The sequence below is a fragment of the Pseudomonas sp. SDO5271_S396 genome, assembly GCF_054071795.1.
On record NZ_JBSVWB010000033.1, the window covers coordinates 15,445 to 42,383 of the forward strand.

Consider the following 26,939-nt stretch of genomic DNA (forward strand, 5'->3'; position numbering starts at 1 on the left):
TGCCCCTTAAAGCTTGATGCAGATGTTGGCGATGTCGGAGTAGAAGTCCATCGAGAAACGACCGCCTTCACGGCCCAGACCGGACAGCTTCACTCCGCCAAAAGGCGTGCGCAGGTCACGCAGGTACCAGGTATTAACCCAGACCAGGCCGACATGGATTTCCCGGGAAACACGATGAGCGCGGGAAAGATTGGTGGTCCAGATGGCGCAGGCGAGTCCGTAGTCGCTATCGTTGACGCGGCCAATGACTTCGTCCTCGTCATCAAACGGCGAGATGTGGCACACCGGGCCGAAGATCTCCTCGGTAACGCAGCGCGCCTGGTCTGACAGCCCGGTCCAGATCGTCGGCAACACGTAAGCGCCTTGATCGCGCTCATCGTTGAACTGAGGAACCCCACCGCCCGTGACAATCGTGGCGCCCTCTTCAACCGCCAATTGGTAGTACGACAGCACCTTGTCGCGATGCCCGTGGGAAATCAGAGGGCCCATACTGACGCCTTCTTGATCCGGATAACCCACAATCAATTTCTCAGTTTCAATCTTGAGTGCCGCGACAAACTTGTCGAAGATCGAACGATGAACGTACACACGCTCTGAACACAGGCAGACTTGTCCCGAGTTGGTAAAGGAAGAGCGCAAAACACCCGCTACAGCGGCATCAAAATCGGCGTCGGCAAAGACCACGGCGGCGTTCTTTCCGCCCAATTCGAACGACACCTCCTTGACACCATCGGCCACCGATTTCATGATCGCCGAACCGGTTTTCGACTCACCAGTAAAGGTCAAGGCACTGATACCGGGATGTTGTGTCAGAAACTCACCGGCCGAATCTTTACCAAATCCGTGAATCAAGTTGAATACGCCAGGTGGAACACCGGCGTCATGCATGACTTCGGCCAATAAAGTGGCAGACGACGGCGATTCTTCCGACGGCTTTGCGACCACGGTATTACCGCAGGCAAGAGCCGGCGCAACTTTCCAGGTAAACAACAGCAGCGGCAAGTTCCAGGGCGAGATAATCCCAATCACACCCAACGGCTTGCGCACGGTGTAGTTCAGCGCGCCCGCACCGTCCGCTGTAGCCATCTCAAACAAGTCGGTGTTGCTGGTCTTCGCCAAATCGGCAAAGGTCCGGAAGTTGGCGATGGCACGTGGAATATCGAGGGTCCGCGCCTGATGAACCGGACGACCAGTGTCGGCCACTTCCGCCGCTACGAACTCCTCGAATCGAGCTTGGATGCCATCAGCGATTTTGTGAATCACCGCCGCACGGTCATGGACGCTCAGCTTCCCCCACGGGCCTTTCAGCGCTTTTTGCGCAGCAACAACAGCATCGCTGACCTGCTTCGCATCCGCCTCGAACACATTGGAAACAAGTTCGCCATTCACCGGATTAATATTGGCGAAACTCGAGACAGAAGTAACAAAGTTACCGTCGACATAATTAAGCAGTTGACAAGGCACGGTGCCAGGCACAACACGTGATGCTTGATTCGATAAGGTATTCATAGTTTTCTGCTCTGCAGGGGGTTGCAAGATGGTTTTATTTTATCGATATGCGTAGAAAACCAAATTCAAAAGATCACGGTCATTTATTCGTGAAAGTAATAGCCACCTAAAAAAAAGCGAAGCTGGCCCAGGAGCAACCCTCTGGCCAACTCCACTAAAATAGAACTATTGATGGTATCTAGACGCCTAAATATCGCTGCCAAAGGCCTTTGTCCAGACTCAGTTCCTTTGAAGAACCCTGCCAGGCGACTTGGCCCTTTTCGATAATGGTGTGATGGTCAGCCAGAGCAATTAGCTTCTCGACGTATTTGTCGATCACCAGCACGGTCTGCCCGCTTTTTTTCAACGCGTGGAGACAAGCCCAGATTTCATCTCGAATCAGCGGTGCCAGGCCCTCAGTCGCTTCGTCCAGTATCAACAAGTAAGGATTAGTCATCAGCGCACGGCCGATGGCCAACATTTGTTGTTCGCCACCAGACAGCTGCGAACCCATGTTGCGCTCGCGCTCAGCCAGCCGTGGGAAAAAGTTGTAGACCTTGTCCAGCGTCCATGGCTCAGAGGATTTGTTGCGATTACAGGCAAAGGCCACCAGGTTTTCTTTCACCGTCAGGTTCGGAAAGATATGCCGCCCTTCTGGCACCACCGCAATACCCTTGCGCCCAATGGCGTCCGCCGATTTGCGCTCGATCAATTCACCGCGAAAACGAATTGATCCCGAGTTGACCGGCGTCAGTCCCAAAATAGAGCGCACGCTGGTAGTCTTGCCCATGCCGTTGCGGCCGAGCAAGGTCGACATTTCACCTTCCCTGATCTTCAAACTCACGCCAAACAGAATCTGGCTCTCGCCGTAAGAAGTTTCTACGTTGCTGACTTCAAGGATCGCACTCATACCGCCTCCTCGCCAAGGTAAGCTCTTTTGACTTCAGGGTCTTCCCGCACAGCGTTCGGCACACCGGTGGCAATGACTCGACCATAAACCAGCGCGGACATTCGGTCGGCGAGCCGGAACACCGCAGCCATATCGTGCTCGATGAGCAGCACGGTCGATTTACCCTTAAGCGCCATGAGCAACTCCACCATTTTTTCCGAGTCTTCAGGGCCCATACCGGCCATGGGTTCATCGAGCAATAACAATTTTGGGCGGGTCCCGAGTGTGATGCCCAATTCCAGTTGCCGTTGCTCACCGTGGGCCAGACTGCCGGCGATGGTTTTGGCCTTCGACGATAAACCAACCTGTTCGAGGATCTGGTGGGCTTCGTTAAATAACGCAGCCTCGGAAATAGCCGCTCGCCAAAACCGAAAACTGCTGCCACTGCGTGCCTGCACCGACAGCGCAACGTTATCCAACACCGTCAGTTTTTTAAAAATACTGGTGATCTGATAAGACCGAGCCAAACCAGCCGCCACGCGTTTGTGCATGGGCATGTCGAATATGTCGACACCGTCGAAAATCATCGTCCCTTCATCGGAGTTCAGCGCCCCGGAAATCTGATGAATGAGTGTGGTCTTGCCGGCACCGTTCGGGCCGATGAGTGCATGGATTTCACCGCTATGGATGGATAGGTTGGTGCCGTTGGTGGCGACCAGGCCACCAAAGCGTTTTACCAAATTGCGGATTTCCAGGAGCGGCTGGTTCATGAGGACACCTTCCTGCTAAATATTCCGGCGATGCCGGTTTGTGCAAACAGCACGACCAGCAGAAGAATGACGCCTAATGGCAATTGCCAATGAATTGTGTAGTTGGACAGCGTCTCCTCCAATATTAATAGCAACGCTGCACCGAAAACACCGCCATACAAATAACCCACCCCCCCCATAATCACCATAATCATCAGCGTACCGGACTGGGTCCAAAGCATCAGGTTAGGACTGATGAAGCCATTCTGGTTGGCGACCAGCGCACCGGCCAAACCTGCCAGTGCGCCGGACAAGGTGAAGGCCACCAGCTTGAAGCGAAACACCGGATAGCCGATGGATTCCATTCGCGATTCGTTTTCGCGAATCGACTGCAGTACCCGTCCAAAGCGCGCGTTGACCGTACGTTGCACGGCGAACATCACCACCACCGAGATCAATAACACGACGTAGTAGAAAGTGACGTCAGATGATAGATCAAGTCCCAGTGGCAGGGTCGAACGCCCAGCCAGGGACATGCCGTCATCACCACCAAATGCGGCCAGAGATTGAAAGATGTAGTACAGCATCTGGGCGAACGACAAGGTGATCATGATGAAATACACGCCGCGGGTGCGTAGTGAAATCAGCCCAATCAGCAGCGCGCACGCGGCGCTAATCGCCACTGCAGCCGGCCACGCAGTCCAGGCGGAACTGATGCCCATGTCCATCAAAATGGCCACTGTATAAGCGCCAATCCCGAAAAAACCGGCGTGCCCGAACGCCACTAGACCGCCGAAACCCAGGACCAGATTGAGGCTGGTGGCGGCCAGGGCAAAGATCATGATCCGAGTGGCGAACGTCATGTAAAACGTCTGATCCAGCACACTGGCTACCCAAGGTAATACCAGCAAAATAAGTAGCGCCACGGCAGCCACGCCGAGCCGAACGCTGTGGTGAAGGGTCGAGGTCATAGGGTCACCCACGCGCAGGGAACAGGCCTTGTGGCTTCCAGAACAAAACGGCAGCCATAAGAACATAAATGATGATGGAGGCCACGGCTGCACCAATCGAGGAGGTCACCGCCGGCGACAGAAACTTGCTCAGTAACAGCGGTAGCAACGAGCGACTCAGGGTATCGACCGCACCGATCAGTAGGGCACCGACAAATGCCCCCCTAATCGAGCCGATACCTCCGATGACCACCACCACGAAGGCCAAAATCAGAATGCTTTCACCCATCCCGACCTGCACCGCCAACAATGGACCGAGCATTGCGCCCGCCAAGGCGCACAGCGCTGCACCGATGCCGAACACGGCGGTGAACAACCATTTGATGTTCACACCCATGCTGGTCGCCATTTCGCGATTCGAAGCCCCAGCCCGTACCCACATACCCAAGCGGGTTTTGGCCACTAGGAAGTACATGGCAACCGCGACCACCAATCCCACACCGATAATCATTAATCGCTGCGCCGGGTACTGCAGGCCGGGCATCAATTCGACAGGATGCGTAAAGGCAACCGGCGTATTGAGTGGGATCGGCTGAGCCCCCCAGATCATCCGTACCGATTCGTTACAGATCAGAATCAGAGCGAAGGTCGCCAGCACCTGGGACAAGTGATCCCGTCGGTACAGCCTTCGGAACAGGCTCACCTCCAGTACCATTCCGATGATCGCAGTTGCCACCAGCGCCACAGGTACGCCGATGAAGTAAGAACCGCTCGCGTCAGTCACAGTCGCGGTCAAATAAGCCCCAATCATGTATAGCGAGCCGTGGGCCAGGTTGATCATGTCCATGATCCCGAACACCAAGGTCAACCCCGCTGCCAGCAGAAAAAGCATGAGTCCGAACTGCAATCCATTCAGCGCTTCCTCAATGATCAGGGTGCTCATCGCTCAACCTTGGACGCGTCAGTATTCGGGTGCAGTTTCGCGACTAGACCAATGAGATTCGACGTAAATTGATCGACCAGCTTCGCAGTGTTGGAATCGACAAAGGCGTCCGTCGGATCGAACGCGTTTTGCGCAGAAGCGATCGCGACGTCTTCGGCCAAAACCACAGCGCCCATTTTCGCCATAATTCCACGCAAGTCGATGATCCCACGCAGGCCGCCGAATGGGCTGAGCGACGCCGCCATCAAGCCAACCGCTTTACCGCGAAACGGCGCCAGACCTTCGACGCCGTTGGCAGGCCTGGAACACCAGTCCAGGGTGTTCTTCAACAGTGCACTCACCGATCCGTTATATTCCGGCGACGCAATTAGCAACCCGTCGTGGGTCAGCAGGAGTTCGCGCAATTGTACGGCGTTCTCCGGGACCCCCGATGTCGCTTCCAGATCGCCGTCATAGATCGGCAGCGGAAATTCACGCAAATCGATGTGCGTGACCTGCGCGCCGTGTTCCTGCGCGGCGGCCACGGCGAGATTCAGTAATTTAACGTTAAACGAGGCTTTTCGGGTACTGCCGGAAAACGCCAATATTTTATTTGTTGGTTTCATAAGGTTCTTTCCGTTTAGTCAAGGTGTACTGAATGAAGCGTCACTGATGACGGGGCTAAAGCTTGCAGGCACCGACATAGGCGTCAGCGTGATTGTCGAAAATCGTCGCGATAGTTCTGTTAGTGATCAGCCCGGCATTGTCTTTCTGCACCTCGCGCAGATAGAAGGTGTCCATGGGGAACTGATTGGTATTAAATTTGAAATTGCCACGAAGCGATTTGAAATCAGTGGTCATCAAGGCGGTGTGCAGTGCTTCTTTATCAGTCAAATTGCCTTTGACGTCTCTCACAGCACTGTCCAGAAGCCGGACCACGTCATAGCCTTGAAAGGCGTACATGGTCGGGATTCGGCCATAGGCTTTTTTGAAGTCTGCAACGAAGGCATCATTTTGTGGGTTTTTCAAATCCCAGGCCCAGTGCGAAGCGTTTTTGAGACCAACGATGGGGGCACCCACGGCAGCAATCACGTCTTCATCAGCCGAGTGACCCGTCGAGAAATAGGGAATTTCCTTATCCAGGCCGGCACCCACATACTGTTTGATGAAGTTGATGCCCATACCACTTGGCAGATAGAAAAACACCGCATCCGGTTTGGTCGAGCGAATTTGTGCGAGCTCCGAGGCGAAGTCCAACTGCCCCAACTTCACATAAACCTCTGCAGCGACATCACCCTTGAAGAAACGCTTGAACCCTTCGAGGTTTTCTTTGCCGCCCGTGTAGTTTGGCGCAATAATGAATACTTTCTTATAGTGATTGGTAGTCATGTAGTTGCCCACCGCCTCACTCTGCCCATCGTTCTGCCAAGACAAACCAAAGAAGTACTTATTGCAACGCTCACCGGCAAACGCCGCCGGCCCCGCTGCCGCACTGATATAAAAGGTTTTAGATGCAAAGGCAGGCGGCCCCACGGCCAGCATGACGTTCGAATAAACAATACCGGTCAAGAAATCAACCTTATCTCGTTTGATCATTTTGTCGGCTAATTGCTTGCCAACATCGGGACTCGCCTGATCATCACCTTCCACTACTTCAACGGGTATTCCGCCGATTTTGTTCCCGCTCGTCTTTAACGCCAGATTAAAGCCATCACGGATCTCAAGCCCAAACCCAGAAAGAGGGCCGGACAGCGTACTGACAAAACCAATTTTTACGCTGTCAGCCGCCTGCACGGTCATGGTCATGGTCATGGTCAACACAGAGAGTAACGCGAACGCCGCGAACTTATTCATCACCTGTCCTTCTTTTATAATTATTGGGAGGCTATTAAATAAAATTATTACTTATGCCGTGGGGGATCCATGTATTCAATTTCTCCACCTGGGAGAAAGAACAGCATTGTGACTTTGCCACCTTTAACTGTTGGAAAATGCTGGCTGCCGGGTGCGAACACTTTCCATCCTGCACCGTTGCCACAGAAGGTTGCACCATCGTCCTCCGGTCCGATCATGTTGATCTCGCCTTGGGGGTGAAGGTGATAGTTGCCCAACACGTTCTTCAACATGCCGGTCTCTACGCTGTAACCATTAGCGTTCTCAGTCGACTTGGCCAGTTGCCCGCGGCGATAGTCCGGACCGTCGATTTCGGCGTAGCAGGCCCAGCCTTCCTCTATACCCACGCGCAACAGCCGAAGCAGCTCTGAATACACCTCAGAGGTTGCACCGAAACGCTGATTGAGCTCGATTTCCAACTGCTCATCCAACGGCTTGTCTTTAAGAAAGGACAATACCGAGGCGACTGCCGCCATCATCTCGGGCTTACTCGGCCCTGATGGCAGAACGTCCCCTTTTTCCTGCGAGCTTGGCATTGTCACTGGGGAAATGGACATAATGACTCCTTGCATTAAAAAGATTACCTTGCCATTAAAAGCTTTGTACATAAGGTTCCATGCAACGGTAAAGACAAAGGCAATTAGGCTGGCGAAATTCAGTTTATGGCGTTAAAAAAACAAGGACAAATCAAGATGTCGTGACCTACCATTACCAATGGTAATAGCCAGACCGCCTTTCACCATCAATGCACACAAATGAATCAAAATCACCAACCTGAGAATGCGCATACCGTAGCGCATGCGATACTTCTGACACGACAGAATCCATCACCCATGCCAATCATCAAAAAGGTAAGAATGATTTTCGATTGGACCAAAACTCCGGAGTGGCGATGAGAACGACGCCAGATGCGCTCCGCAGCCATCGACCAGGGGCAGAATCAGCACACTGATTTCATCTACCAGCCCGGCGTTCACGTACGAGCCACTGACGTGCGGACCGCCTTCGACGGTCAGGCGCTTGATGCCGACTCCAAACCTAGGCCTACCCAGACCGAAGGAACCCATCTCTGCTATTACCAATGGCTATATCAACTCCCTGCATTCTCATTGGAATTTGTAATATTCAAAAGCTAAAATCCAACCTAGTTGGTAATGTTGCTTCTTACAATAATTAGTTGATCGTGTGGCGCGAGAGCGCGAAACTGGAGATACGCATGACGCACATAGCCATGTCGGAACTGACCAATATGCAAAAATATTGGCTGATTACCGGGAGCGTGGGCCCCCGCCCCATTGCGCTGGTGACAAGTTTGAACAGCGAAGGGTTGTGCAATGCGGCACCTTATAGTGCCTTCAATTATATGGGCGAAGATCCCCCTCTGTTTGTTATTGCTGTCGATCACTATGGTGAGGAGAGTCATCGCCCAGGTGAAAAGAAAGACACTCTGAAAAATATCATCGAGCGCGAGCAATTCGTAGTCAACATGGTTGACGAGACCATCGCCGAACGAATGGTATTGTGCGGCAGTGATTTTCCCTCTCACATCTCAGAAGCAGACACGGTAGGTTTTGGCTTGACTCCTTCTACCTCGATTGATGTACCGCGCATCACCGATGCTCCCATCGCTTGGGAATGCAAGCTGTATAAAATTCTCGAGTTTTCGACACGGCGCTCCATCGTATTTGGTGAAATTGTCGCGATGTATTTTCGTGAAGACTTAATCGACGAAGAGAAACTTAGGGTTCGAGTGGATCGCTTTGAACCGTACGGACGGCTCGGCGGACCAAACTACTGCCGAACTACTGATCGTGTACGTCTAACCGTACCAACATTCTTGCCTTCAGCCGGTAAACCGAGAGAGTGACACCAGTCGTAAGTTTTTCGTCCAAAGTACCCGAACCGCATTACGCACCTTTTATCTTGCCCCTCTCTTGGCAAATACCTGATCCTACGCAGACTAAAGGCATTCTCAATACAACCTAAGAGTACCTTTTGTCTGCGTATCTCAAGAATACAACGGGCAACGACCTGCATGGATTGGCTGCCCCTAGCCAGACTACAAATGATACGAACAGCGCCTAATGACTACGTCAACTATGCTCTCAACGGCCGTTGTAGCGGTTTTTTCCGATCAAGCAACCCGCATATAATTGATATTTTATCTCACCCATGTTCAGGTTTCATTAAACCGTATCCTTTTGGTTTTCGGTACTATCCTGTTGGTGTTGACCTCATGTCACAGGGGAAACACACGTTACACATACCACTATTACCAATAGTTATACACGACACCAGCCTTAGAATTGGAACATGTCAAATTTTTAGGATAACCTGCTACTGCTCATATTCCGTGCAACATAGACATCGGGCCGTGTCTAAAATGTCACCATTGGAATACTCATAAATCAAGCCCATCTTTAAGATCCCGATTCTTCATGTGAACATTACTTAAAATCGAATTGTTGTGTAAGTAAGAAACCAGAAAAAACATACTGCCTTTAAGAGGTTACGTCTGCCTGCATGCTGTGTCAGGGAAATTCAGCCCAGTCTCACCTCCAATACTGTTAGTCGCTGGCATCCCAAAATACAAGAAGATTAGCTCAACAGGAGATTTGACGTGCACATTGGTGTTCCTCTCGAAACCCAGACGGGTGAAACACGGGTTGCTGCAACCCCAGAAACCATCAAGAAGCTGATCGGCCAGGGTCATAAGGTCACTGTGCAAAGCGGCGCCGGCATTAACGCCAGCGTTGTCGACAGTGCCTATGAAGCGGCAGGCGCAACCATTGGCAGTGCCACTGATACCTTCGGCGCCGAGCTGATTCTCAAGGTCGTCGCCCCCAGCGACAGCGAGCTGACCCAGATCAAGAGCGGCACGATTGTCGTCGGCATGCTTAATCCGTTCAACAACGAGACCATCGGCAAAATGGCCGAGTGTGGAATTACCGCATTCGCCCTGGAAGCCGCGCCGCGCACCTCGCGCGCGCAGAGCCTCGATGTGCTGTCCTCGCAAGCCAACATCGCCGGCTATAAAGCCGTGCTGCTCGGCGCCCATCACTATCCGCGCTTCATGCCGATGCTGATGACGGCTGCGGGCACGGTGAAGGCAGCTCGCGTGCTGATTCTGGGTGCCGGTGTAGCGGGGCTGCAGGCCATCGCCACCGCCAAGCGTCTGGGCGCGGTGATCGAAGCCTCGGATGTGCGTCCTGCGGTGAAAGAACAGATTGAATCCCTGGGTGCCAAGTTCGTCGACGTGCCTTACGAAACCGACGAAGAGCGCGAGGCTGCGGTGGGTGTCGGCGGTTACGCCCGGCCCATGCCTGCCAGCTGGATGCAGCGCCAGGCAGTCGCGGTTCACGAGCGCGCCAAATTGGCTGACATCGTGATCACTACGGCGTTGATCCCCGGTCGAAAGGCCCCGGTCCTGCTCAGTGCCGAAACCGTTGCGCAGATGAAGCCAGGCTCGGTGGTGATCGATCTGGCGGCCGCGCAAGGCGGCAACTGTCCGCTGACCGTAGCTGATCAAGTGGTGATCGAGCATGGCGTGACCATCATCGGTCATACCAACCTGCCGGCCATGGTCGCCGCAGATGCGTCCGCGCTGTACGCGCGCAACCTGTTGGACTTCATGAAGCTGCTGTTCACCCCTGAAGGGCAGCTGCAGATCAACCTCGAAGACGACATCGTCGCCGCGTGCCTGATGTGCCGCGACGGCCAAGTCATCCGCAAGAACGCCTAAACAGGGATTCAGACGATGGAAGAGCTTATCTCCCCCGGTATCTACAACCTGATCATCTTCGTGCTGGCGATTTATGTCGGTTATCACGTGGTCTGGAACGTTACACCTGCACTGCACACGCCGTTGATGGCGGTAACCAATGCGATTTCGGCAATCGTGATCGTCGGCGCCATGCTGGCGGCGGCTTTGACCGTGACGCCACTGGGCAAGACCATGGGCACCCTGGCGGTGGCTCTGGCGGCGGTGAACGTGTTTGGTGGCTTCCTGGTCACCCGCAGAATGCTTGAGATGTTCAAGAAAAAAGCTCCGAAAGTCGCAAAAGAAGAGGCGCCGAAGTAATGAGCATGAACCTCGTAACGACGCTCTACTTGATCGCGTCGATCTGCTTCATCCAGGCCCTCAAAGGCCTGTCGCACCCAACCACGTCGCGGCGCGGCAACCTGTTTGGCATGCTCGGCATGGGCCTGGCGATTCTCACCACCGTGGGCCTCATCTATAAGCTGGGCGCTGAGCTCGCGACTGCCGGGATCGGCTACGTCATCGTCGGCCTGCTGATCGGCGGCACCGCCGGTTCGATCATGGCCAAGCGCGTTGAAATGACCAAGATGCCGGAACTGGTCGCTTTCATGCACAGCATGATCGGTCTGGCGGCGGTGTTCATTGCGATTGCTGCTGTTGTCGAGCCTCAATCCCTGGGCATCGTCAAGCAGCTGGGCGATTCGATTCCGGCGGGCAATCGTCTGGAGCTGTTCCTTGGCGCGGCCATCGGCGCAATCACCTTCTCCGGTTCGGTGATCGCCTTCGGCAAGCTCTCGGGCAAGTACAAGTTCCGCCTGTTCCAGGGCGCACCGGTACAGTTCAGCGGTCAGCACAAGCTCAACCTGCTGCTGGGTCTGGCGACGCTGGCCCTGGGCATCACCTTCATGTTGACCGGCAACCTCAGTGCCTTCGCGCTGATGCTGGCCCTGGCCTTCGTGATGGGCGTGCTGATCATCATCCCGATCGGCGGCGCGGACATGCCGGTGGTGGTGTCGATGCTCAACAGCTATTCCGGCTGGGCAGCGGCGGGTATCGGCTTCTCGCTGAACAACTCGATGCTGATCATCGCCGGCTCGCTGGTGGGTTCGTCCGGTGCGATTCTCTCCTACATCATGTGCAAGGCGATGAACCGATCGTTCTTCAATGTGCTGCTCGGCGGCTTCGGCAACACAGTCGATGCAGGTCCTGCCGGCGCCAAGGAAGCCCGTCCGGTGAAATTCGGTTCAGCTGACGACGCGACCTTCCTGCTGACCAACGCTGACACTGTGATCATCGTTCCGGGTTACGGCCTCGCGGTTGCTCGCGCGCAACATGCGCTCAAGGAACTGACCGAGAAGCTCACCCACCGTGGTATCACCGTGAAGTACGCGATCCACCCGGTGGCCGGGCGGATGCCAGGGCACATGAACGTATTGCTGGCCGAGGCCGAAGTGCCTTACGACCAGGTGTTCGAGATGGAAGACATCAACTCCGAGTTCGGTCAGGCCGATGTAGTGCTGGTGCTCGGGGCCAACGACGTGGTCAACCCGGCCGCGAAGAACGATCCGAAATCACCGATTGCCGGTATGCCGATCCTTGAAGCGTTCAAGGCCAAGACCATCATCGTCAACAAGCGCTCGATGGCCAGCGGCTATGCCGGTCTGGACAACGAACTGTTCTACCTCGACAAAACCATGATGGTCTTCGGCGACGCGAAGAAAGTCATCGAAGACATGGTCAAAGCCGTCGAGTAAATAACCTCTGCTTCATTTTCGCCCGATTTGTCGGGCGATATGAGGCCGATCTGCTTTCTTGAAAATCTCATTGGAGATGGTAGTAGCTTAGGTATCCCAGGCAGGTATGATCTATGGTACCGCCAACTGATTTGCGTATGCGCCGTCGACATTCTGGAGCTCCTCTGATCGGTTTGGTTTTTTTCATGCCATTCGATGAGACTCTGACTCCTACTGGCTGCATAAACCTGTTCGGCCCCGGTGGCGCGGTTATTCGCCACTCACTAAGGCGTCGGCTGACTTCTGCACCTTAAACAAGGAAGATAACTGGTACTGTCAATGGATGGGGACAATCAGGCCAACAAGAAACTTTTCTATCGTCCCATCGAGATTGCGATCAGATGGTGCGAAATGATGCCCGTCGAAGCAAAAATTCTTAGCAAAATCGAAGATTTGCTTCCTTTGGAACGGACGTTAGCATCATGGCCTGGCCTTTTAGAAAAATTAGAATTGCTAAACGATGCAATCCGTAACCAGGAGCTAGCTTATGGATGTATGGGGGTGACGGTTAGTTCAGGTGAAACGATAGAGCAGCCGCTACTGACAATTCGACATAATGATCTCAAACGTTGGCTTATCGAATACCATCCAGCAGAACAGCCGAACTTCATCTTTGACGAATCCGAAAAACAGTCAGTCTCACCGCACACCATCGAAGTTTATAAGGCGTTGCTCGTTGAGTTAGACATCTGTAAAGCTGAGCGTGAACGCACACGAGGCCTCCTCCAAGAATTAACGAAAGAGCGTGATTTGTTGCGTCGTGAAAACGCAAAATTAATACTGCACCGCAAAAGTGCCATGGAACCAAATGAACGATCTGAGCGTTCTTACCTGCGTCTCATCGGCGCGCTCATCAGCCTACTACTAGGTAAATCCCCAGGCGGCAAGTCTTACTCCAGCTTCGTCAGCCAAGCTTCCATTATTTCTGTTCTCACAGCACGAAATGAAGGCAAACCTGGGTTTAACAAGCGCACTCTTGAAGAAAGATTCGCAGCAGCCAGACGCACCGATGAAAACAACGATTAGGCACCGAAAATTGCGGTCCTGCTTATCGTAATTCGCGGTGCTTTTCATCTCATTGTGATTTTGAATGCCACTCACATCCTCATCAAGCCAATATTTGCTATGGAGTGTTTGTCATGAAAGATCCGTTGGTAACGTCCCCCAGTAGCGCCTCAGCTAGTACTGAACGCCACATTATGCGCCGAGACGAGGTGGAGCGAAAAACCGGCTTCAAGCGTGCGCACATTTACAATCTGATGAAGGAAGGCAAATTTCCTCAAGCCAAACGTATTGGCATGCGCGCAGTCGGCTGGGACTCAGAGGAGATCGAGCAGTGGATTGTTGAACGCTTAGGTCACCAGGCCTGATGCCATGCGTGTGGTATCGGTGGTTTCCACCAAAGGGGGCGTGGGTAAAACCACAGTAGCCGCCAATCTCGGCGGTCTATTGGCTGATGCCGGCGTCCGCGTCCTGCTGCTCGATCTGGATAGCCAACCCACCCTCTCCAGCTATTACGCCTTGAGCCAGAAGGCTGATGCAGGTGCGTACGAGCTCATCGCACTCAACCTAAGAACTCCTGCCCAGATTATTTCCAGGACAGTAATTGCAGGGCTCGATCTGATCCTCTCCAACGACGATCAAGGCCGACTGAATACATTGCTGCTGCACGCCCCCGACGGGCGATTACGTCTGCGCAATCTGCTCGACAATCTCCGTCTCAATTATGACCTGCTTTTGATTGACACTCAGGGCGCACGTAGCGTGCTGCTGGAGATGGCCATCCTCGCCTCCGATCTCGCCCTCTCTCCCATCACGCCGGAAATGCTCGCCGCTCGCGAACTGCACCGCGGCACCTTGAAGCTGCTCAGTGAGCCCGAACCGTTCCGCCTCCTGGGAATTACACCGCCCCCATTGCGACTGCTCTTGAACCAAGTGAATGCCATTCGAGTCGACAACCGGATGATCATCCGTGGCCTGCGCAAGACTTTCGCTGGGGCTACCAATATCTCGGTGCTAGACACCGTAATCCCGGACCGAGTGGCGTATCTCAATGCCGCTTCCCTCGGTTTGCCGGTCCACCGAATCGAGACGCGCCGATCACGTGAACGACGCTCGCCATCAGCGCTGGAAACCATGCAAGCGCTGGCCATTGAGTTGTTTCCGAAATGGCGCGAGGCGATCTCTACGATGACCAGATGCGCGGAGGCTCAGTGAGACGAAGCACCAGGCTGGCATTTCTCGCCAAGTCATTTTGTTTGTTCGACCTTGAGGCCAACAGCGGTTGGCTAGGAGTCTTTTAATGTTGGGTCAACTTCCCATCATCGTTCAACCATCTATTCGACCACACCCCTCACCTTGCGAGGAGTACTGCACTGTGGTCTTTCGCCTGCAGCGTGGACACTCGGCTATGGGTTGGTTCCTCGCAGAGCTTTCCCGACATTTCGAAGGTTCGGGGACTGCCGAGATCGTGAAATTCGAGGTCAGTGACCATTTGCGTAACTGGCGTTAACTGAGGCAGTTCAAATGAAGAAGCTCAGTCAGGAGGAAATCACCGACAAGCTGCACCAGGACCACTTCCCTCCGGGTCCAGAACTGGAGCGGCTGTCCGATCCAGTAATTGAGACACCTATGCTGGTCACCCTGGAGCAGTTGCGGCCCTACGAACACAACCCGCGTTTCATCCGTAATCCGCTTTACGACGATATCAAGGCCTCGATCCGTGAACGCGGGCTGGACCAACCGCCACCGATTACCCGTCGCCCGGGTGAAACCTATTTCATCATCCGCAATGGCGGTAATACCCGCTTGGCGATCCTCGGCGAACTGTGGCAGGAAACCCACGACGAGCGCTTCTTCCGCATTCATTGCCTGTTCCGGCCTTGGAGCAATGAAATCACCGCCCTACTCGGCCATCTGGCCGAAAGCGATCTGCACGGCCAACTCACCTTCATCGAACGGGCTCTGGCGGTGGCCAAACTCAAAACAATGCTCGAAGCAGATGGCGCTATGCTCTCGCAACGTGAACTGGCACGACGTCTTGCCGCTGGGGGTTACCCTATTTCACAGTCGCACATCAGCCGGATGCTCGACACCCTCGAACACTTATTGCCCGCCATTCCACAAACCCTGTATGCCGGTTTGGGCAAGCCCCAGATCGAACGCCTAATCGGTCTGCGAAGCCAGGCCGAACGAACCTGGAACCGTTATTCAACCGCTACCGTTGCGTTCGCCGATTTTTGGCTCGATACCCTGTGCTATTTCGATACCGACCCCGAGTCCTTCGACCTTGAGCAAATCCAGGATGAACTGCTGGAGCGCATGAGCCACTTGCTCGGACAGTCCTACCGTATGTTGGTCCTGGATCTGAGCGATACCCAGCGGGTCATCTCGACGCCGGCCGTTGTCCTCACCAAGCCCTCGGAGAACAGCCATCTGCCGAGCATTGATGTCGCCACGGCAGGAGCTCCCTCCTCCGAGCCCCATTCCCAATCAACGGATGCCAGACCCCAGACCGAACCAACGCGAGAGGAATTGCTTACACCGACTGGAACGAACGTCGTATCAGCGGTCAGTCCTCCATCACGCGTTCAACAGATTCGTGAACAGATCGATCGCGAGACAGCCACCGACACAGCATCTCCGGTCGACACCTATGCGATCGACGACATCTGGACCATCGCACCAGCACTGGATAGCCCCGAACAACTGCGATCCGCCATTGCCACACTGGCGCGGGAAATGGCCTCTTATGCCGGAGACCCCGAGAGCATCATCGGTCAGCCGCTTGGCTTGGGCTTCGCCCTCAACATCGAGCGAGTTGATCTTGGCACGCCTCGCGCAACCAGCGTTCACCTTCTGCTCCTGGCCCTGTCGCGCGCTCAAGACGACGTCAACTGGGAGGATCGCAAACAATTGCCCTCAGCCCTGTTCGGCCAGCTGTTGTTGGGGGTCTATCAACTCCCGCTGCCTGATCGTCCCGCTGTGGATGTGGGACTGGAACGACTGCCCGACGGTCTTCTCATCAAACTGTATCGGTTAATTCGTTTGGCCCGGCGCCTGATCGACTTAACGCTTACCCCTGAAGATGACTCGCCGAAGGAGCTGCCATGAACCTGTCCTTCAATGTGCTCAACCAGGCCATGCTGACCCAGGTGCTGCATGAGCTACGCCTGGGTAACCTGCAGCGCTGCAAGGCACTCGGCCTGGGTGAAGACGACATCTACTTGTTGCAATCCTTACCGCCCACCACCCTGTCGCGCCTGGCCCATGCCACCGTACCTTGGGTTGAGGTCAAGATTGACTCGCCGGTGCTGCACCGGTTGATTGAGCAAGCCGAACGTGACGAACAGAATGAGCGCTTGATCAACCGGGCGCTCAAGCTAGGCGCCAGCAGCACCATCATGTATCAGTGCTTCGGCTTGGCGCATTCGGAAACTGCCCTGCGCCGACGTCTGCTCAAGATAGAAACCCGTAAGGGCCGCCCTCAGCATTTGAGCGAAGCGCAGGAACATGCGCTCTGGCAGCGATGGTGCCAGCTACGCGCTCACTACGGTACCGAGGATCAGCTCGACGCCATGATGATGCTAGCGGAGGAGCAACAGATCAGCTTGACCATCGTGTGGCAGCAGATCGACCATTACAGCAACGAAACATGAACACTGTCCCTTCCGGCCGCTGGCAGCGTGTCCTGCAGCAATGCACCCAGCAGTTGAGTGAACGCTGGCCCGCACGCCCTACCGCCGAACCACCGTCTAACCAGGCTCTGCAGGCTGGCTTTATGTTCAGTGGCCAATCTCACGAAGTCGTGCCACGTCGCCTGCTGTTGGACAATCGGCTGACGCCGTTGGAACGGAATGCCTGGCAAGTGTTTCGCCTCATGCTGCAAGGCCAAGGCGTGGTCACGCCGCGCTATGAGGATTTGCAGCCCTACCTGTCGAGCGTGCCCTACAGTGCGTCATCCTCCCGTGAAACCATTGCTCGCGTGTTGACGATGCTCAGGTTGACACGCTGGCTCAGCTTGGTGAGTCGCGGACGCGATAAGCTCAGCGGACGCCTTCAAGGTTCTCTGTACGTTCTGCACGATGAGCCGTTAACCCCCGCCGAAGCCATGGAACTGGATCAGGATTACCTGGCGCTGGTCGGACATGCCCTCGGCCATGCAACCAAGGCTGTGCGCATTGTCGCCCAGCACATTATGGAAGAAATCCGCCAGGACACGGACATCGAGCAGGGTCGACTACCGACACGGCTCGACAGCTGGGGCGAACACTGGACGCAGCCAGAATTGGATCAGGCGACCGATGCCGCTCTGCACGATTCCGAACGGGGGGAAGATGCCCTCGTTCGGAATCGTGCAGGCCCTCGTTCGGATTCCGAACCGAGTCTGAACGCCAGTGTTTCCCGCACCGTTCGGAATCCGAACGCCGCCTGTACTGTATTAAAAGAAAGTATTTGTACTGTACCGCGCGCGACCCCAGCGGTGGATAACCTGCACTGGCCCGCTGCACTGCACCTGAACCCAAGCGAGCGTCAGGCCGTCGCCGTGGCGCTGAACAAGCTCAAACCCGCGGATCGTCAGGCGGTGCTCAACGAAGCGGGAGCACGCTGTTTGGCCGGCGGTATCCGCAAGCCAGCGGCGTATCTGATGGGCCTGATCCAGCGTGCGCTGAAAGGTGACTTTCGTCCTTGGGCAGGTCAGGCCGAACCGTCACCCATTGCAGAACCACCCCCACCCGCCCCCTCGCGGCCATCTCGACGACAGGGCGAACCCGCGTCAGCCCTGGCCCAAGCGTGCCTGAATGAACTGCGCCAACTGCGTGGCAAACACGGTGGACGTCAGTAGATTTGATGCCAGTGGCATCAAATCCATGGAGGTCCACTCTACGAACATGTCGGACCAAACTATGAAACTCTTCGGGAGAAGCTGAAACATCTCCTCCCACTGACGCCTCCATAGTTAGCCTTCTCAAACCAAACCGAACAGACCTCATTCAGCTTTTTGGCTGCCCTTAACCCTCATCTGTCGCAACGTTTCCGTCCAAGCCGATGCGAGGACACCACCGTGGCCGATCACTATCAACTCAATCTGGGTTCATTGCGCAGCAGCATCACCCTGACCCTGCACACTCACCACGCCGCGCGTATCTGGCAAGGTCGGGCCGCACGTGAAGGCGTCCACTCGATCATGGGCATGGCCGGCTACATCAGTGTCACCAACCTGATCAAACAAACCGCGGCCCAGGACGATCCCTATGCGGACTGGGCCATCGTGCAACTCGAAGAAAAACTGATGCAGGCCAAGGCTGGGATGCTGGAGCTGACCCAACAGCTGGACCGAATCAGACAGGACCTGCCGACACAGATCGACATGAGCGACAACCTCAACATCCACCCCGTCACCTTGCCGTTGTACATCGGCAGCCAGCTGGGTTTTCTGGCGGTCTACCTGCTGACCGACTACGACACCCTGGTGCGTCGTGCCCTGTTGTCTCATCACACCGCGTTGATCGGTCGCAGGGACATGGAAGCCTGGATCGATGATGGCGCCCATCTGCTGCGCAGCCTATTCGGCCAGGCCCAGCGCTATCGGCATGCCGGCGTCACACGCGATGACATGGCGGCGAACAACGCCCGAGCCATTGCGGCCATCGAGAAGATGGGTTTGCCCCCGATGGACATCCTGGAGGGTCATCGCCGCTCCCAGTTCGCGCCGCCAATCACTCGCCGTAGTGCGGTGGCAGTGGATGACGCCGACGCGTTGGCAGAGGACGTGGGAGCGTCGTCTGCGACAGTCAATGAGCCGGAGGACGACGCATGAATCCCATGATCCCGGCTCAACCAATGCCCTTCAAAGCGTTAACACCGGATGCCTATCGACAGCTCGAACACGCAGCCTCCCTAAAAGGCCTTTTAAAACCTTTTAAGGGTAAGGGGGAGTTGGAGCACCTGGCGCAGGTCGCGAGGGAAATCGAGGCGCAGTTACGTCACCTGATGGAGGCTGTGGTGCAGCAGGCCGGACAGCCCCCTTACTCGCTGCTGGACATTCGTTTAGTGCTGCAGAACACCAGCGCAGGCAGCACCTTTTTGCGTTGGCGCACCCGTGACTTTGCCCGTATGGGGGTGGCGGTCTGGGAACGCCAGGTGAGCAACAACGCCCTGCCGCTGGCCGTACACGAAGGATTGTACCGTTTCGAATGCAACCGCATTGCACTGAACCTGCAGATGAGCGTGGTGCATTCGCTCTACCGCCAGGCCTCGACCTGCGCGATCAATATGGCCAGTGCCGAACGGCTGCTGCGCCAGTTCACACCCGCAGTGGAGGTATCACAATGAGTACTTTTTTCGTTGGCGAAGGCAATATCGGCAGTGCGCCAGAGTTCCAGGAATTCGCCTCAGGCAATGACGAGCCACGGCGTTTGCTACGGCTGAATGTGTACTTCGACAACCCTATCCCACGCGAGGGCAGCTATGAAGATCGAGGCGGTTATTGGGCGCCGGTTGAGCTCTGGCACCGTGAGGCTGAACACTGGAGCACGCTGTACCAGAAAGGCATGCGCGTGCTGGTCGAAGGTCGTACCGTGCGCGATGAGTGGGAGGACAGCGAAGACAACGCGCGGGTAACCTTCAAGATCGAGGCCCGTCGAGTCGGTATTCTGCCTCACCGGGTACACGGCGTGGTCATGCGCGAGCGTTCCAGTGAACCGGCGGCCTCTCAAAATACAGAGCCGACCAGTTCACCGGCGTCGAAATCCAAGAAACGCAGGGGGCCGCCTACGTCTGACGGACAGACTCAGGCATAAAAATTGCACCTTTGCGCGAAGTTGCTGACCCGTCATTACACTCTGCTCGTGAAGCGCCATACTGCCGGTCAGTTGCAATGGGCTAGCAGCCTCGACCATTTAAGGCTGCCCTCTCCGACTAATATGAGGAACCTGCCATTCAGGTTTCTCATATCTCGCCACTGCTGTTTCCAATAACGCTGCTCCGAACTCAATCTGGAGCAGTTCTATGCTTCTCTTCCTCTGCGAGAAACCTTCCCAAGGTCGGGACATTGCCAAAGTACTCGGAGCCACCCGGCGCGGTGATGGTTGCCTGATCGGCGCCGACTCCACTGTCACCTGGTGTATTGGCCACTTGCTGGAGACAGCCCCACCTGAAGCTTATAGTGATCAGTACAAATCCTGGTCGCTGGATCATCTACCGATCATTCCCGTGCATTGGCAGGTCGAGGTCAAACCCAAGACAGCGGCACAGTTCAAGGTCATCAAACGCCTGCTCAGTGACGCTACCACCGTCATCATCGCGACCGACGCCGACCGCGAAGGTGAAATGATTGCCCGCGAATTGATGGAGCTTTGCAGGTATCGAGGACCCGTTCAGCGCCTCTGGTTGTCCGCCCTCAACGAGGCGTCGATTCGCAAAGCATTGTCCTCGCTGAAATCAGGTCAGGAGACCTTCCCGCTTTATCACTCCGCCCTCGCCCGCAGCCGCGCCGACTGGCTGATTGGCATGAACCTCAGTCGTTTATTTACCTTTCTCGGTCGGCGGGCAGGCTACGATGGCGTATTGTCAGTGGGACGCGTCCAGACACCCACTTTACGTCTGGTGGTCGATCGGGATCGTGCCATTGCCAGTTTCGTCCCGGTACCTTACTGGAATGTTGAAGTGCACCTATCGTCGAATGGCCAGCGATTCATCGCGTCGTGGTTACCGCCATGTTCAGGACGGGACGAGGCAGGTCGTTGCCTGCAGCAGGCGCTTGCCAGTCAGGCCGTCCAAGCGATCTCTAGCAGTAAGACCGCCACAGTGGTCTCGCTCCAGACTGAGCACTCCCGCGAACCGCCGCCCCTGCCCTTCGACTTGAGCACACTGCAAGAAGTCTGCTCACGCAAGCTGGGACTCGGCGCTCAGGAAACCCTGAACATCGCCCAAACCCTGTATGAAACCCACAAAGCCACCACCTACCCCCGCAGCGATTGCCGCTATTTGCCAGAGAATATGTTCAACGAGGCACCCACGGTACTTGATGCCCTGCTTAAAACGGATCCTGCACTCAGAACTGCATTTGGGTGCCTGGATCGATCATTACGCTCCCGCGTATGGAACGATACCAAGGTCACCGCGCACCACGGCATCATTCCCACCACCGAGCCGGCAAATCTGGTGCGGATGTCCGAACAAGAACGCCATGTCTACGAACTGATCCGTAGCCACTACCTCGCGCAGTTTCTTCCGCACCATGAGTTTGATCGTACCCAGGTCGAACTGGAGTGTGGCAAAGAGCGATTGGCTGCTGTCGGCAAACAAATCCTGGTCCAGGGCTGGAAAGGCTTGCTCACCGAAAACATCGAGGAGGATGAGCCCAGTCAAAAATCCCAAGTATTACCCATCTTGAAGCAGGGCACGCACTGCGCAGTGGACGATGTCGAACTCAAGTCCATGCGCACTGCCGCTCCCAAACCTCTTACCGAAGGCGATCTGATCAAGGCGATGAAAAACGTGGCCAAGCTGGTCAACGACCCACGCCTGAAACAAAAACTTCGGGACACCACCGGTATCGGTACCGAAGCCACGCGAGCCGGCATCATCAAGGGGTTGATTGAACGCGGCTATTTGCTGAAGAAAAAACGCGCTTTAATGGCCTCCGCAGCGGCCCATACTCTGATCGAGGCGGTACCCGCTGCAGTCGCGGATCCTGGTATGACCGCGATCTGGGAACAGGCGCTGGACGAAATCGAAGCGGGACGTCTGACCCTGGATGCGTTCGTCGCCAAGCAGGCGAACTGGATTGCGCAATTGGTCGCACACTACCGCTCGCTCACTTTGGCGGTACCGGTCGAAGCCGGCCCGGGCTGCCCCATGTGCAACGCCTCAATGCTTAGGCGAAAGGGAAAATCAGGGCCGTTCTGGTCATGCTCCCGCTATCCAGATTGCAAGGGCACTGTGTCGATCAGTAAAGATACGCGTCGCTCATGATGTGCCATGGGACGATCATCAGGAGAACGGTGAGTTCTCTGCCTTGACGTCGTCCCACCCTCTCTGCTGTAGTGCCCCAGGATCATCGCCAACGGCGACCCAAGACCGAATCGCTCCGGGCAGCTCGGTTGGACTCCTAGAGTTCGGAGCCTTCTTTTCTGCGGAATTTAATTCCCGTTTTGTGCTCGACCTGATCGTGGTGGCGGATGACCGCTGTTGCCTCTACCCGGCAATAGCGGTCATCCGCTTCGGCGATCGTATTCAGTCCCGGAGCCCACCGGGGAAACACGGGGCACCCTTTGTGCGCGGATGCGTGCCAGCATGTTCCGACCCAGGCCACGACAAGGGTCGGTTGGCGAATCATCGCGCAGTTAAACCAAGTTTTGCGAGGAGCTTGTGACTGCGTAAGACCGTCAAAGGTGGCTTTTCTGTTCCTCGCCTGGCGCCTCGCCAGGCCTACTCTTCATTTTTTCATTCCAGTGACTGCTACCGTATTCCAGGCGTAAAAAATCGGGTGGCAGCGCCTTGACGCTCCCCTGTGACAGGCTTATATAAAGGGCGTGGTTCGCTGTCGTTGACAGCCCAGCCCAGGTAGCTTGAACCTTCAAGGCTACGCCACGTTCGTGGTGGTTTACCCAAGTGCGATCAGCGTTCGGAAGCTCGCGCGATTACCGCTTCAGCGGTGATGAATGCCCACTACCCATGCCTGCGGATCACCACCGCAGACGCTCCTCTGCTGCACAGCTATTCCTCCAGACGCATCGTTCGGATCGTCATCGGCTTGCCGGTAGCGAGTCGTTCATTGCTCACCTTCACCTTACCCACCCTGACGGGGGCTCACTTCCCTGTTAGGGATTGTGCGTCGCCGTTTTCCCTTGAAACAGGAGAACCACCATGGCCCACGCCAACCACTCCCAAGAAGCGACCACTTACTTCAACCTTCACACCGTCGGTATCGGCTACCTCAATCGTGTTCGTGAAGTACAGGTCCGCCGCGGCCAACCCTTCATGGCCTGCGATATCGCCGCACTGCACGGAGCCACCGATGCGGTGGAGTACACCCGTTTCGACTGCAAAGTCGCTGGGGGTGAAGCTGAACGCTTGATTCGTCTCTATATGGACGCCGTCAAAGCCGAGAAAAAGGTCTTGCTGTCGTTCCGTATCGGCGATCTGTGGATCGATCCGTTTCTCTACGAGAAAGGCGATAAACAAGGCCAACCGGGCGCCAGCCTGAAAGGTCGTTTGCTGTTCATCGACTGGATCAAGGTCAGCGGCACGCTCGAGTACAAAGCACCCGCCAGGCAGGAAGCAACAGCACCTGCTGAGCAGGCGCCAAACAGTGAGCCATCCCCAACGTCGGCCGAAGCCGAAGCTGAGGAGATCGAAAGCACAACTGAGGCCCAGGTAGAACCTGACTCTCCACCCGCTCCCCGCACGGCCCGCCGTGATGCCTCCCGTACCGATCAGTCCGTCTGAACGGCCCACGATGTTCCTCATCAAGGCGCTCCCTCGAGCGCCTTTTCTTCAATCAGCACAGGAGAACCAACATGGAATCCTTCTGGCTTTGCGACGACTGCCTGTTCGCGGCTGCTTACGAGGACTACAGCACGTTATCGCTCTACTACACGACGGATGAAATCGAGAAACGCATCGCCGGTATCCATCGTGGACTGGTTCGGTTAATGCCCATCAGTGCCGACTTCGATCCCGAAACCGGCTGGGGAATAAAAGCCTTTTCCCCATTGCCCTGCGACGGTTGTGGTTCACACCTACACGGTCAACGCTACCGATTCACGCGGCTGTAACAGCGCGTCACCTGCTAACGCCCACAACTCTATACCTACCTCGGGGATACCACTCCCCTCGGGCGTGTACCCCCGATTGTTCCCTTCGGAGGTACCACCATGAGCACCCCACTCACTCTGATTGAGACCTCGGATTTCGAGGCTAATCGTATCGTCCAAGAAAACCAGGTGATCGACGAAGCACTGCATATTCTGGATCGTCGGCTGTTCGCCCGCGGCCCTAACCTGACGTCGCCTGACGCCGTGGCTTCATACCTAAAGCTGCATCTTGTGCAACAAGAGCATGAAGTCTTCGGTGTGATATTTCTCGATGCCAAGCACCGGGTGTTGGCGTTCGAAGCCCTCTTTCACGGCAGCATTGATGGCGCCAGCGTTTACCCCCGCCAAGTCGTTAAGCGTTCCCTAGCGCATAACGCTGCGGCGGCCATTTTTGTGCACAACCACCCTTCGGGGTGTACAGAACCCAGCCAGGCGGATCACGTCTTGACGGCACGGCTGAAAGAGGTCTTGGCCTTGATCGAAGTGCGCGTACTGGATCACTTCATCGTGGGTGAAGGTCGTCCACTTTCTCTTGCCGAACATGGCTGGCTTTAACCCTCACAGGCGTCTTCGGGCGCCTTGTCCATTATCATTCTGGAGAACCTTCATGAACCCCACACACCAAGCTGCAGCCCTGCTGACGGCCTCCAACCCATTTGCTCGCGGTTACGACAACCTTCATATCGAACGGCTGCTACTGATCACCTACGAAGACGACTGTCCTCCCTGCTGTCGACCCGTACACGACGCACAGGCCCATCTGCCCGACGACGAGCTGCAGCTGTTCCCCTGCCTGTTCAATGACGATTTCGCCGTGATCAGCGAAGGCCAATCCATTTCGGATGATTTGGATGAACGCTGCCAGTCCACCGGGCTAGTGCGCCAAGTAATCTACGCTGTGACGGGAGAAATGCTCAACGAGCGGCATCACCTCGGTGATCTGTACTCCCTGGAAGAGGCACAAGCCATGGTCCATCGCTTGAGCTTCGAAACGGGACACTACAGTCGAGCCTGGGAGATCAGTACCGCACACCTTCCTGAAGAAGCGATGCTTTATCTGGAGGGGTGGATCAGTCACTCCGCTCCGAGGCAAACCGGCCTCTTGTTCGAGTTTTTTACACTGCATGATTGCTCAGGCATAGGTTGCAAACTGATCGGCACGCCCTGGACCGACGATAACTTAGTAAAGATCGAGGGCCGTCCTTACTCATCACTGCGGCAAGACCAACTCGACGCCGGCACACCGGAAGCCTTGGTCAACGTACTGTATCTGGCGGCATTGGCGGATGTGCGCTTGTTGATCTTCGACCCCGACGCTGCCGTTTTGGATGGGCTCGCCATTTTTGATGAGTAGCAACGTGTTCAGCGTTAACACGACCCACGTTGAATCAACTTTCTCACTGAATCGCTCCTTCACCTCATGTCAGGTTCTGCACTGAATCTGACATGAGGTTTTTTCCATGGAGCGTTTTTTCACGCCTGTCTGCCTGCTGGGTTTGTTGAGCGCCTGCACCGCGCAAATCCCCAACCCTTTGCCGACCCATCCAGCGATCGACAGTGGCTCCAATCGGGCCCAGCACCCGAGGGGCATAGCCGAAGAAAGCCATCCGGCAGAGCTTCGTTATGGCCGCTACACGCTGGTCAGCACCGAGCCCACCACGGAACAACGCGATCTTCTTGCCCAAATCATCGAAGTGAACATCCCGTCCAGCCTGCACCCCTCGGTGCAGGATGCGTTGCAGTACGTGCTGCTGCGCTCTGGTTATGCGCTTTGCCCTGTTACTGCGTCGGTGAAGGTGCTGTTTACCCGGCCTCTGCCTGCAGCCCATTACCGGCTTGGTCCAATCCCTTTGCGCAGCGCGCTACAAGTGCTGGCTGGCCCCGCTTGGCAACTCACGACCGATGAAGTCAGCCGTTCGGTCTGCTTCGAACAGCAGAAAACGGAGGCCGGTGTCGCGCTGAACACACCCGTCGTGCCCCATCAATCGGAGACGCGGCCATGAAAGCCTCAACGTATCAAACCCTCATCATTGGGCTGCTTTGCCTGGCGGACGCCGGTCTGAGCGGTGGTTTGTATAACCAGTATCAGCGCGTGGCCGAACTACAGAGCACAAACACCCAACGCCTACAAACTCTGGACTCCCTGCAACGTGATTCAAGCGCCCTCAAGGACGCCCAGGAGAAGCTGCAGTACGCGCTGAAAGACCTGAAGCAGATGGTCGATACTGGTGAGCAACAGGCCAATACCCTCGATCCCATGCTGGATCAGTGGGCGCAAGAAATACAGGCGCTGCGCGATGGTCTGGCAGCCCGCGCCACCGTGGCAGACCTGACAGCGCTGCGCGCACGCCTTGAACAGGTCGAGCAGCAGTTCCAGGAGCACAAGACCCAGCCATCACCCCCACCGCCATCGCCTTCCGCGACCAAACCTAAACAGACCGCCCGCCCCAAGCCCGTCCCGCTCTCGCCACCGTTCTCGGTGTTGGGGGTCGAATCCCGTGGTGGTGAGCGTTTTTTGGCAGTCGCACCTCATGACAGTCGCTCTCTCATAGAAGTTCGGCTGCTGCATAGCGGCGAGCAGCTCGGAGCCTGGCACCTGAAAGTGCTGGAGCCGAACTCAGCCATCTTCGCGGTGGCCGCTCAGCCAGACCAGACCGTGCACCTCCCTTGAGA

30 protein-coding genes are annotated in these 26,939 nt (G+C 55.8%); 21 read left to right on the plus strand and 9 right to left on the minus strand.

The features are described from left to right. Positions 1-6: 6 nt before the first annotated feature. The 9 genes from ACW9IN_RS20590 to ACW9IN_RS20630 all read right to left on the minus strand — a co-directional run bounded on the left by ACW9IN_RS20590 (position 7) and on the right by ACW9IN_RS20630 (position 7,958). Entirely contained in the window at positions 7-1,509 is a 1,503-nt protein-coding gene (locus ACW9IN_RS20590) for a 2-hydroxymuconic semialdehyde dehydrogenase (RefSeq protein ID WP_457367591.1), read from the minus strand. A 178-nt stretch (positions 1,510-1,687) separates the two neighbouring features. After that, complete coding sequence (locus tag ACW9IN_RS20595; RefSeq protein ID WP_016978847.1) at positions 1,688-2,398, minus strand: ABC transporter ATP-binding protein; 711 nt, start codon at positions 2,396-2,398, stop codon at positions 1,688-1,690. Continuing rightward, positions 2,395-3,147 (minus strand): ABC transporter ATP-binding protein, encoded by a 753-nt coding sequence (locus ACW9IN_RS20600; RefSeq protein ID WP_016978848.1) that lies wholly within the window; start codon positions 3,145-3,147, stop codon positions 2,395-2,397. Before ACW9IN_RS20600 ends, ACW9IN_RS20595 begins: the two co-directional genes overlap by 4 nt. Next, positions 3,144-4,097: a branched-chain amino acid ABC transporter permease gene (locus ACW9IN_RS20605; RefSeq protein ID WP_050572401.1), complete on the minus strand. Its 954-nt coding sequence runs from the start codon at positions 4,095-4,097 to the stop codon at positions 3,144-3,146. Before ACW9IN_RS20605 ends, ACW9IN_RS20600 begins: the two co-directional genes overlap by 4 nt. Positions 4,098-4,101: 4 nt before the next feature. After that, positions 4,102-5,019 (minus strand): branched-chain amino acid ABC transporter permease, encoded by a 918-nt coding sequence (locus ACW9IN_RS20610; protein WP_038844280.1) that lies wholly within the window; start codon positions 5,017-5,019, stop codon positions 4,102-4,104. Continuing rightward, complete coding sequence (locus ACW9IN_RS20615) at positions 5,016-5,624, minus strand: NADPH-dependent FMN reductase (protein WP_025999937.1); 609 nt, start codon at positions 5,622-5,624, stop codon at positions 5,016-5,018. Before ACW9IN_RS20615 ends, ACW9IN_RS20610 begins: the two co-directional genes overlap by 4 nt. A 55-nt stretch (positions 5,625-5,679) precedes the next feature. Further along, positions 5,680-6,852, minus strand: coding sequence for an ABC transporter substrate-binding protein (locus ACW9IN_RS20620; RefSeq protein ID WP_218180102.1), 1,173 nt, complete (start codon positions 6,850-6,852; stop codon positions 5,680-5,682). A gap of 47 nt (positions 6,853-6,899) precedes the next feature. Next, a complete protein-coding gene (locus ACW9IN_RS20625; protein WP_016978852.1) occupies positions 6,900-7,499 on the minus strand; it encodes a 4-hydroxylaminobenzoate lyase in 600 nt (199 codons plus the stop codon). Positions 7,500-7,718: 219 nt separating this feature from the next. After that, the gene (locus ACW9IN_RS20630) at positions 7,719-7,958 is read right to left on the minus strand and encodes a dihydrofolate reductase family protein (RefSeq protein ID WP_256262539.1); all 240 of its coding nucleotides are present in this window, start codon (positions 7,956-7,958) and stop codon (positions 7,719-7,721) included. A 149-nt stretch (positions 7,959-8,107) separates the two neighbouring features. On the opposite strand from ACW9IN_RS20630, the gene ACW9IN_RS20635 reads away from it, so the two are divergent. From ACW9IN_RS20635 to ACW9IN_RS20735, 21 genes are all read left to right on the plus strand, one after another. Next, positions 8,108-8,758, plus strand: a complete 651-nt coding sequence (locus ACW9IN_RS20635; protein WP_016978854.1) for a flavin reductase family protein — start codon at positions 8,108-8,110, stop codon at positions 8,756-8,758. 753 nt (positions 8,759-9,511) lie between these two features. Beyond that, on the plus strand, positions 9,512-10,633 hold the full coding sequence (locus ACW9IN_RS20640) for a Re/Si-specific NAD(P)(+) transhydrogenase subunit alpha (protein WP_016978855.1): 1,122 nt from the start codon (positions 9,512-9,514) through the stop codon (positions 10,631-10,633). A 15-nt stretch (positions 10,634-10,648) separates the two neighbouring features. After that, positions 10,649-10,972: an NAD(P) transhydrogenase subunit alpha gene (locus ACW9IN_RS20645; protein ID WP_016978856.1), complete on the plus strand. Its 324-nt coding sequence runs from the start codon at positions 10,649-10,651 to the stop codon at positions 10,970-10,972. Beyond that, the gene (locus ACW9IN_RS20650; protein ID WP_016978857.1) at positions 10,972-12,405 is read left to right on the plus strand and encodes an NAD(P)(+) transhydrogenase (Re/Si-specific) subunit beta; all 1,434 of its coding nucleotides are present in this window, start codon (positions 10,972-10,974) and stop codon (positions 12,403-12,405) included. The genes ACW9IN_RS20645 and ACW9IN_RS20650 overlap by 1 nt, the downstream gene beginning before the upstream one ends. Before the next feature lie 318 nt (positions 12,406-12,723). Next, positions 12,724-13,470, plus strand: a complete 747-nt coding sequence (locus ACW9IN_RS20655) for a hypothetical protein (RefSeq protein ID WP_016978858.1) — start codon at positions 12,724-12,726, stop codon at positions 13,468-13,470. Between the two features lie 113 nt (positions 13,471-13,583). Next, positions 13,584-13,814: an AlpA family transcriptional regulator gene (locus ACW9IN_RS20660; RefSeq protein ID WP_016978859.1), complete on the plus strand. Its 231-nt coding sequence runs from the start codon at positions 13,584-13,586 to the stop codon at positions 13,812-13,814. Between the two features lie 4 nt (positions 13,815-13,818). Then, positions 13,819-14,661, plus strand: a complete 843-nt coding sequence (locus ACW9IN_RS20665) for a ParA family protein (RefSeq protein WP_177058537.1) — start codon at positions 13,819-13,821, stop codon at positions 14,659-14,661. Between the two features lie 85 nt (positions 14,662-14,746). Further along, on the plus strand, positions 14,747-14,956 hold the full coding sequence (locus ACW9IN_RS20670; protein ID WP_080589277.1) for a hypothetical protein: 210 nt from the start codon (positions 14,747-14,749) through the stop codon (positions 14,954-14,956). Positions 14,957-14,970: 14 nt separating this feature from the next. Next, entirely contained in the window at positions 14,971-16,557 is a 1,587-nt protein-coding gene (locus ACW9IN_RS20675; RefSeq protein WP_016978861.1) for a ParB family protein, read from the plus strand. After that, positions 16,554-17,102 carry a DUF2857 domain-containing protein gene (locus ACW9IN_RS20680; protein WP_016978862.1) on the plus strand — a complete coding sequence of 183 codons (549 nt, stop codon included), beginning with the start codon at positions 16,554-16,556 and terminating at the stop codon, positions 17,100-17,102. The genes ACW9IN_RS20675 and ACW9IN_RS20680 overlap by 4 nt, the downstream gene beginning before the upstream one ends. Beyond that, on the plus strand, positions 17,099-18,289 hold the full coding sequence (locus ACW9IN_RS20685) for an STY4528 family pathogenicity island replication protein (protein ID WP_016978863.1): 1,191 nt from the start codon (positions 17,099-17,101) through the stop codon (positions 18,287-18,289). The genes ACW9IN_RS20680 and ACW9IN_RS20685 overlap by 4 nt, the downstream gene beginning before the upstream one ends. A gap of 219 nt (positions 18,290-18,508) precedes the next feature. Next, positions 18,509-19,264 carry a PFL_4669 family integrating conjugative element protein gene (locus tag ACW9IN_RS20690; RefSeq protein WP_016978864.1) on the plus strand — a complete coding sequence of 252 codons (756 nt, stop codon included), beginning with the start codon at positions 18,509-18,511 and terminating at the stop codon, positions 19,262-19,264. Then, positions 19,261-19,779 carry a DUF3158 family protein gene (locus ACW9IN_RS20695; RefSeq protein WP_016978865.1) on the plus strand — a complete coding sequence of 173 codons (519 nt, stop codon included), beginning with the start codon at positions 19,261-19,263 and terminating at the stop codon, positions 19,777-19,779. The genes ACW9IN_RS20690 and ACW9IN_RS20695 overlap by 4 nt, the downstream gene beginning before the upstream one ends. Further along, positions 19,776-20,246 carry a single-stranded DNA-binding protein gene (locus tag ACW9IN_RS20700; RefSeq protein WP_016978866.1) on the plus strand — a complete coding sequence of 157 codons (471 nt, stop codon included), beginning with the start codon at positions 19,776-19,778 and terminating at the stop codon, positions 20,244-20,246. Before ACW9IN_RS20695 ends, ACW9IN_RS20700 begins: the two co-directional genes overlap by 4 nt. Positions 20,247-20,454: 208 nt before the next feature. Next, a complete protein-coding gene (locus ACW9IN_RS20705; protein WP_016978867.1) occupies positions 20,455-22,422 on the plus strand; it encodes a DNA topoisomerase III in 1,968 nt (655 codons plus the stop codon). 894 nt (positions 22,423-23,316) lie between these two features. Continuing rightward, positions 23,317-23,898, plus strand: coding sequence for an STY4534 family ICE replication protein (locus tag ACW9IN_RS20710; protein ID WP_016978868.1), 582 nt, complete (start codon positions 23,317-23,319; stop codon positions 23,896-23,898). 71 nt (positions 23,899-23,969) lie between these two features. Continuing rightward, positions 23,970-24,227, plus strand: coding sequence for a hypothetical protein (locus tag ACW9IN_RS20715; protein WP_016978869.1), 258 nt, complete (start codon positions 23,970-23,972; stop codon positions 24,225-24,227). A 99-nt stretch (positions 24,228-24,326) separates the two neighbouring features. After that, complete coding sequence (gene radC / locus ACW9IN_RS20720; protein ID WP_016978870.1) at positions 24,327-24,821, plus strand: RadC family protein; 495 nt, start codon at positions 24,327-24,329, stop codon at positions 24,819-24,821. Between the two features lie 52 nt (positions 24,822-24,873). Continuing rightward, on the plus strand, positions 24,874-25,620 hold the full coding sequence (locus ACW9IN_RS20725) for a DUF5983 family protein (protein WP_016978871.1): 747 nt from the start codon (positions 24,874-24,876) through the stop codon (positions 25,618-25,620). Positions 25,621-25,726: 106 nt separating this feature from the next. Next, complete coding sequence (pilL2, locus tag ACW9IN_RS20730) at positions 25,727-26,269, plus strand: PFGI-1 class ICE element type IV pilus protein PilL2 (protein ID WP_016978872.1); 543 nt, start codon at positions 25,727-25,729, stop codon at positions 26,267-26,269. Further along, positions 26,266-26,937, plus strand: a complete 672-nt coding sequence (locus ACW9IN_RS20735) for a hypothetical protein (RefSeq protein WP_016978874.1) — start codon at positions 26,266-26,268, stop codon at positions 26,935-26,937. The genes pilL2 and ACW9IN_RS20735 overlap by 4 nt, the downstream gene beginning before the upstream one ends. The last annotated feature ends 2 nt before the right edge of the window (positions 26,938-26,939 follow it).